7 protein-coding genes are annotated in these 7,305 nt (G+C 67.7%); 5 read left to right on the forward strand and 2 right to left on the reverse strand.

The features are described from left to right. The coding region (locus QHF89_RS49540) for a hypothetical protein (RefSeq protein ID WP_284722012.1) at nt 1-646 on the reverse strand (646 nt) is incomplete at its 3' end. A gap of 66 nt (nt 647-712) precedes the next feature. Between QHF89_RS49540 and QHF89_RS49545 the strand changes: the two genes are divergently transcribed. From QHF89_RS49545 to QHF89_RS49565, 5 genes are all read left to right on the forward strand, one after another. Beyond that, complete coding sequence (locus QHF89_RS49545) at nt 713-3,022, forward strand: S46 family peptidase (protein WP_136967904.1); 2,310 nt, start codon at nt 713-715, stop codon at nt 3,020-3,022. Nucleotides 3,023-3,297: 275 nt separating this feature from the next. Continuing rightward, complete coding sequence (locus QHF89_RS49550; RefSeq protein WP_136967905.1) at nt 3,298-4,581, forward strand: hypothetical protein; 1,284 nt, start codon at nt 3,298-3,300, stop codon at nt 4,579-4,581. Between the two features lie 19 nt (nt 4,582-4,600). Then, complete coding sequence (locus QHF89_RS49555) at nt 4,601-5,224, forward strand: DUF4304 domain-containing protein (RefSeq protein ID WP_284722013.1); 624 nt, start codon at nt 4,601-4,603, stop codon at nt 5,222-5,224. Between the two features lie 584 nt (nt 5,225-5,808). Continuing rightward, complete coding sequence (locus tag QHF89_RS49560) at nt 5,809-6,399, forward strand: hypothetical protein (protein ID WP_136967907.1); 591 nt, start codon at nt 5,809-5,811, stop codon at nt 6,397-6,399. A gap of 8 nt (nt 6,400-6,407) precedes the next feature. Further along, nucleotides 6,408-7,025: a hypothetical protein gene (locus QHF89_RS49565; RefSeq protein ID WP_136967908.1), complete on the forward strand. Its 618-nt coding sequence runs from the start codon at nt 6,408-6,410 to the stop codon at nt 7,023-7,025. Here the strand turns inward: QHF89_RS49565 and QHF89_RS49570 are convergent. Further along, a partial coding sequence (locus QHF89_RS49570; protein WP_284722014.1) for an MYXO-CTERM sorting domain-containing protein occupies nt 7,022-7,305 on the reverse strand: 284 nt, incomplete at its 5' end. The genes QHF89_RS49565 and QHF89_RS49570 overlap by 4 nt on opposite strands.

The following is a 7,305-nucleotide window of genomic DNA, read 5'->3' on the forward strand; positions in this document are numbered from 1 at the left end:
CGCCCCCCGCGCCGCCGGCTCCGCCCGCGCCGCCGGCGCCACCCGCTCCGCCCGCGCCACCCGCGCCCGTGGACGCCGCGGTGCTCGACGCTGCGGTGCTCGACGCCGCGCTGGAGCTCGTCGCGCCGCTGCCGCCGCACTTCTCGAGCGGCTTGCAATCGTTGCAGGAGCAACCTTCGAGGTACTCGACGCACGAGCCGTTGTCCGTGCAGTTCATCGTGCACCGATCGGTATTCGTGCAATTGGGGCAGGTGCAGTCCTCGTTGATCAGGCACACGCCGTCGTCGTTGTCACAACCGACGTTTGCCGGGGGACAGTTGGCGACCTTGAAGTAACAATCGTTGCACGTGCAATCTTCTGTCCCCATCTCGGCGTTGTCGCACTTGCCGTCGTCCTGACAGGTGCCGAGACACGCGGCTTGATCGGCGCAGTCGGGGCATGCGCACGTCTCGGCGTTCTGGCCGTTGAAGTTGCAGAAGCCGTCCGGCTGGTTGTTGTTGCAGCCGGTGCTCTGGCCGCCGCCGCCGCCGCCCGTGAAGTTGCCTGTCGCGGAAGGATTGTTATTCGCGCCGCCTTCCGAGCAGCCAACGAAGGGGATCGCGACAAGGAGAAACGAGGAAGCAAGGATCGCCGTCAGGGTGCGCATGGTTCGAGGAGGATCGCCGCCTGCGCGGGACTGCGTCAACAGAAGAAAGGTGCTACAGGGCTCGCCATGCCTCGCCTGACGAACTCCTTTTCTGCACTGGCGCTGCTCGTTTCCACCCTCGGGCTCGGCCTCGGCTGCGGCGCCGAGCCCCCGCCTCCGGCTGATTCGGCGAACTCTTCGGCTGCAAACGACGGCGCGAAGACGGGGCCGAAGGAGGACACGAAGGCGGCGGAGGTGAAGGGCCCCGAGCGCAAGCCTTTCGAGAACCCCGGCGGGATGTGGGTGCCCTCCCAGCTCGCCGAGCATGAAGCGAAGCTCAAGGGCGCGGGCCTCGAGATCGATCCGAAGGCGCTCACCGATCCGATGCAGCCCCCGCTCGCGGCGGTCGTGAGCCTCGGCGGATGTTCGGCCTCGTTCGTGTCGCCCGATGGCCTCATCGTCACGAACCACCACTGCGTGACCGGCATCCTCCAGTTCAACGCGACGCCGAAGCAGAACGTCGCGAACGACGGTTACCTCGCGAAGACGCGCGCGGACGAGAAGTGGGCCGGCCCTACGAACCGCATCTTCGTGACCCGCTCGTTCAAGGACGTGACGAAGGACGTCCGCCAGGGCCTCGACAAGCTCCCGAACGATCGGATGCGAAACGACCAGATCGAGATGCGCGAGAAGTCGCTCGTCGCGGCCTGCGAGAAGGATCGGCCCGAGGTGCGTTGCTCGCTGAAGGCGTACTTCGGCGGCGCGCAGTACCTGCTCGTCGAGCAGCTCGAGATCCGCGACGTGCGCCTCGTGTATGCCCCGCCGGAGGGCGTCGGCAACTTCGGCGGCGAGGTCGACAACTGGCGCTGGCCCCGCCACGGCGGCGACTTCGCGTTCCTGCGCGCGTACGTGGGCAAGGACCAGAAGCCCGCGGATCACGCGGAGACGAACGTCCCGTACAAGCCGGCGCACTACCTGCGCCTCGCGCAGAAGCCGCTCGCGCCGAACGACTTCGTGATGGTCGCCGGGTATCCGGGCGCCACGAACCGCCTGCGCACTTCGTTCGAGATCAAAGAGGCGCTCGAATGGGGGTATCCGCGCCGTATCGCCGCCTTCGAGGAGGGCGTGAAGGTGCTCGAATCCGTGAGCAAGCAAAAGGAGGAGATCGCGATCAAGGCGAACCCCTTCCTGCGCGGCATCTCGAACGCGCTCACGAAGATCAAGGGCCTGGCCGAGGGGCTCGGCAAGGGCGGCGTGGCCTCGGAGCGCGCCAAGAAGGACGCCGAGCTCGCGGCGTGGATCGGCGGCGACGCCGAGCGCAAGGCCGCCTATGGCGACGTGATCGCCAAGATCGAGGCGCTCGTGGCGGAGCAGAAGAAGACGCGCGAGGAGGACATGGCGCTCGGCAGCGTGATGATGAGCGCGAGCCTGTTCCAGGCGGCCTCCACGATCGTGCGGATGGCGGAGGAGCGCCCGAAGGCGGACGCCGAGCGCGACCCGGAGTTCCAGGAGCGCACCTGGAAGCGCATCGAGCAAAAGATGACGCGGCTCTCGGCCTCGTACGACCGGGTGATCGACCAGGCGATGCTGAAGCTCGCCCTGGAGCGAATCGCGAAGCTGCCCGAGAAGGAGCGGCCGGCGTTCGTCGCGACGATCGTGGGCAAGAAGCTCGACGCGGCGGCGATCGAGAAGGCGGTGAAGGGCCTTTACGAGGGGACGAAGCTCGAAGACGAGAAGGCGCGGCTCGATCTCCTCAAAACGGCGAAGCTCGACGATTTGAAGAAGAGCAAGGACCCGCTCCTCAAGCTCGCCGTGGCGCTGCGCCCCGCGTACAAGGCCTCCGAGGATCGGGAGAAATCGTTCGACGGCGCGATGGCGTTGCTCCGGCCGAAGTATTTCGACGCGCTGCAGAAGATGATGGGCCAGCAGATCGCGCCCGACGCGAACGGGACGTTGCGCGTGACGTACGGGAGCGTGCGCGGCTATCGCCCGACGAAGGACGCGCCGGTCTACACGCCGTTCACGACCACGTCGGAGATGGTCAAGAAGCATACGGGCAAGGATCCGTTCGAAGCGCCCTCCAAGCTGCTCGCGGCGGCGAGCGCGAAGAAGTGGGGAGCCTATGCGGACGCGACGCTCGGCGAGGTGCCCGTGGATTTCCTGAGCGACCTCGACATCACGGGCGGCAACTCCGGCTCGCCCACGCTGAACGGGAAGGGTGAGCTCGTCGGCCTCGCGTTCGACGGCAATTACGAGGCGATGGCGTCGGACGTGATCTTCCTCCCGGAGATCACGCGGACGATCCACGTGGATCTGCGCTACGTGCTCTGGGTGATGGACGTCGAGGGAGCGGACAACGTCCTGCAAGAGCTCGGCGTGAAGCCTTCGATCGACTGAATCGTCGGGGCGGTGGGTAGGACATCGAGCGGCTGCAACCGCTCGATGTCCTCCTTTTTTTGTCCCGCGTCGTACGCGTCGCGTCCCCACTCGTTCCAGCGAAGCCCGGCCGAGGGACCCTCCGTTCGCTCGGACAGGGTACGTCCCACCCACGTGCGAGTGCTCTTGCGCAGGTTCGCGCTCGGCATGCACAAGGATCACCAGGAACAACGCAGGCCCGCGCACAGCGCCACGGGGGTGGCTTGGTGTGGCCTGCATCCACGGAAGGCACTTCCATGGCCTGGTTGTCGAACCGCTTTGTTCGGCTTTGGCTCCTCGTGCTCGTCGCTTTGGGCGTCTCGGTATGGCTCCTCGGGTGCGCCGCGACAGGCGCGAATACGCAGGCGTGGGCGCAGACGACGCCGAACGGAATGCGCTTGTTCCGCATCTGCCGGCGCCATCCCCACGTCGACCCGAATGCACGTTATTGGTACGACGTGGGGGACGGGACGCCTCGAACGACGTTCCTGTCGCTCGACGAGCTCTTGGAGAGCCGCGAGGCCAAGGCCGTTTATATCCATGATGCCAACGCGCCCTCCGAGAGCCGGAAGCTTCTGGGGATTGCGTTCCAGCATCTCCCCTGCGACAAGCCGCCCCCGCCCCCGCCGGAGAAGAAACTCGCGGCGAAGGAGAAGGAGGACGGAGAACAGAAGGACGAGGCCCATCGTGCCGAGCCGCCGAAGTCGCGGCCGAAACTGCTGCCGCGACCGATTGCGAGACCACCGGAGCGGGAGCGGTGCACGGCGTATCGGGAGCCAGGCCAGACGCGGCAACGCCGCGGCACGGGTTCACGTACGTGCACGAGGATCCTGGTCAAGCGGCCCGGCGGGGAGCCGGCCGTCGCGGAGAACCGACCGCGCCCGGTCGAGGCGCCCGCGCCGAAGGACCCGAGCGAGGTGCAGCCGGGTGAAGTATGGAGGTATGAGGAGTGGAGCCAAACCCCGGAGGAGACTGCGCGGCTCGAGCGAGCGTACGAGTGCCTTGCGGGCGTTTGCCATGCGAGACACCAGAACTTCCAACCGAAGGGCGGGAAGAAGCCCGCCGGGAAGCACCATGGGCAGTCCCTGTCAACGGGGAGTGGGAGTGGTGGGGGAGCGGGCGCGCCGCAGCCCGCGCCGAAGTCGACGGTCAAGACGAGGACCAAGCCGGTCGGGAAGCCGAACGGGGGGAAGCCGAACGGAGGGGCGGCGGGGCAGGCGGGCAACGGGAGCGCGGCGGATCCTCCACCGCAGGCCAAACCGAAGCGGGGAGGCGAGAACCCGGCGGCGGCGCGGGGGCGGGAGGTGCACAAGGAGTTCACGAAGAAGGTCGAGGCGAAGCAGGGAGAGGGATGGGTTCCCGAGCCAATCGTCCGCACAACTGACGGCAGGATTCTGAAACCTGACGCGCTCACGCCGAGAGGGAACCCGATCGAGCTCAAGCCGAACACGCCGACGGGCAAAGCTGCGGGCAAACACCAAATGAAGAAGTATGAGGACGCTACGCAAAAGAGGGGACGCGTGATCTACTATGACCCATAAACGATTCCTGCAAAACCGCATGAGCCACATCTTCAAGACGTGGGTCACGCCTACGCTCCACGCGGCGGGCTTCGAGAAACGAGGGATCGTGTACGTGCGGGATCTGGGGAGCGTCCAGCACCTCTTCAATCACGAGACTGGCAAGTTCAACACGGCCGACGAGTACCGTTTCACGACGAATTGTGGGGTTCACGTGCCGGGGGTTCGGGGTACCTACGGGAACTGCGTCGAACCCAAGGTGGTTGACGCAGCGTACGGACTCCTGAACGTGCGGCCCGGAATGCTGACACCGACGGGCGACTCGTGGTGGGACCTCACGCCCTCCGATGGGCCCGAGAAGGACGACGAGGTAGGGCAGGCGCTGCGGCGGCTCGTGGAGACGGCGGCCCTGCCCTTCTTCGATCGATTTCGGGACGAATGCGCGGTCGCGGAGTTCCTCTCGCAGCCCCGCAGGAAGGAGGACCGGTTCATCGCTCCTCGTGAAGATACGTTCGAGCTCTTCTTTGCCGCGATCCTCTGGAAGCGGCTCGGGTGCAAGGACAGGTGTCGCGAATGCTTCGAGCGGGAGAAGTCAAAGACCAAGAAGCGCTTTGGCTCCGGACCCGAGAAGTTCATGGCGCGGTTCTCTTGCGAGGACGACTGACGCGGTTCTTGGGAAGGGCCGCCCCCGGGCGCGCTCGTGGGCCGGCTCCGCCTCGGGCCCTGCACCCTGCTCCATGCCTACGATGCCGCCCTCGTCTCCGAGCTGATCGCCCTGTGCGGGCGCGACCCTTCGACATCGGAGTCAGCGAGCCCGTGATCGGAGTGCTCGCCCTTCGACATCGGAGTCGGCGAGCCCGTGATCGGAGTGCTCGCCCTTCGACATCGGAGTCGGCGAGCCCGTGATCGGAGTGCCGCCCCTTCGACATCGGAGGCGGCGAGCCCGTGATCGGAGTGCTCGTCCTTCGACATCGGAGTCGGCGAGCCCGTGATCGGAGTCCACCCTGTTCGACATCGGAGTCGGCGAGCCCGTGATCGGAGTCCACCCTGTTCGACATCGGAGTCGGCGAGCCCGTGATCGGAGTGCTGCCCCTTCGACATCGGAGCCGGCGAGCCCGTGATCGGAGTGCTGCCCCTTCGACATCGGCCTGCGCATGTGCCCCGCGCCGACGCCCTGGAGCGCCGAACGCTGCGCGATTTTCTAGAACGCCGAACCGCCCCGCTCTACGATGGTGCCTCTCGGCCGCCATGCGATTGCCCTCCCTCCTCCTCGGCTTCGCTCTCCTCCTCGGGACCCCGGTCGCGTCCGGGCAAGACGCGCCCGATCCGCGCCCCAAGCCCACGGCCGAGGCCTTCGTGCACATCGAGGCCGACGCGCCGCTTTCGCTCCGGCGAAACGTCGGCCGTTTCGGAGACGTCGTCTGCGCCGCGCCCTGCGACCGGAAGATCGCCTTTGATCCGCCGGACCGTTTCTCCATCGAAGGCGCGTTCCCGAGCGCGCAGCCTTTTACGATCGGAGACGCGGGCCCGCGTGTCCTCCTGCGCGTCGACACGGGCAGCCACGGGGGGTTCTATACGGGGATCACGTCCACGGCGCTCGGGGGGGGCGCGGCGGTCATGGCCGGGTTCATTTTTTTCCTGGCGGCCCTCGGCGACGCGCTCGGGAGCGGGGACGGGGTCGAGGACGGGCTCAAATACGGCTGCCTCGGCGCGGCGATCGGCGGCGGCGTCGCCATGGCGGTCGGCATTCCGCTGCTCGTCCTCTCGACCACCACGGTCGAGGTGCTCCCCGATCCCGCGCGCGGCGCGGCCCGCGGCATGGTCACGTTCCGGTTCTGAGGCGCCCGATGCACGCTGCCCTGTCCGGAAAAACCGGTTGTCTCGGCGCAACGCTCCTCCTCGGGCTCGCCGCCTGCGCGCCGCCGCGCCGCCCGCCGAGCGAGCCGAAGCCCGAGAGCGTGGCCGCCGTGCCGGAGCAACGGGTGCACGTCCGGCTCGACGCGGATCACCCCGCGGCGAAGCTCGTCGAGGAGCGCAAGGAGAGCGATGTCCCCGTGTGCGCCGTGCCCTGCGAGCGTGTGATCCCGGTGCGCCAAGATGCGCGGTTCCACGTCGAGGCGCTCGGCGCCCGCTCCACGCGGAGCTTCTACCTGTACTCGCCGCAGGATCCCGTGGTTTGGCTCGACGTGAAGACGACCCCTCAATCGACGCACGACACGCTGTTTCGTGTCTTTCTCGGCACGATGATCGCGGGCGGCGCCCTCCTGGTCGCCGGGGCGATCGGCACCCCCTTCGCCGAGGAGAAAGGCACGCAGACCGCGTTCTCGGCGGTGGGTTTTACCGGGGTCGTGTTGCTCTTGCCCGTATCGGCCGTGTTGGGCGGGGTGGCGACCGCGTATTCGACGAGCAACGTGACGTTCAAGGATCCGCGGACGAGGCCGGAGCTGCGGCAGAAGATTCGTTAGGACCGGGAACGGCGTCGCTGGAAGGGACGCGCCGCCGCGGCGAGGAGGAGGGAAAACAAGGCGAGAGGCGTCGTTTGCCGACCCGCGGGAGATGCGCCGACCACGCGGCAGCCACAGGATGCGTCGTCCGCGGGATCGACGGGATCGGCGCCGCCGCTGCCGCCGCTACCGCCCGCGCCGCCATTGCCGCCGACGCCGCCAGCGCCGCCAGCACCGCCGACGCCGCCATGGCCACCGCTGCCACCTGCGCCGCCTGCGCCGCCGCTACCGCCCGCGCCGC

This window comes from Polyangium sorediatum, assembly GCF_029946465.1.
In the GTDB taxonomy this organism is placed as follows: domain Bacteria; phylum Myxococcota_A; class Polyangia; order Polyangiales; family Polyangiaceae; genus Polyangium; species Polyangium fumosum.

Excerpts from the sequence above, each read along its gene's own strand:
- QHF89_RS49555 (WP_284722013.1), top strand. The coding sequence starts at position 4,601 with ATGAGCCACATCTTCAAGACGTGGGTCACGCCTACGCTCCACGCGGCG.
- QHF89_RS49545 (WP_136967904.1), top strand. The coding sequence starts at position 713 with ATGCCTCGCCTGACGAACTCCTTTTCTGCACTGGCGCTGCTCGTTTCC.
- QHF89_RS49550 (WP_136967905.1), top strand. The coding sequence starts at position 3,298 with ATGGCCTGGTTGTCGAACCGCTTTGTTCGGCTTTGGCTCCTCGTGCTC.
- QHF89_RS49565 (WP_136967908.1), top strand. The coding sequence starts at position 6,408 with ATGCACGCTGCCCTGTCCGGAAAAACCGGTTGTCTCGGCGCAACGCTC.
- QHF89_RS49560 (WP_136967907.1), top strand. The coding sequence starts at position 5,809 with ATGCGATTGCCCTCCCTCCTCCTCGGCTTCGCTCTCCTCCTCGGGACC.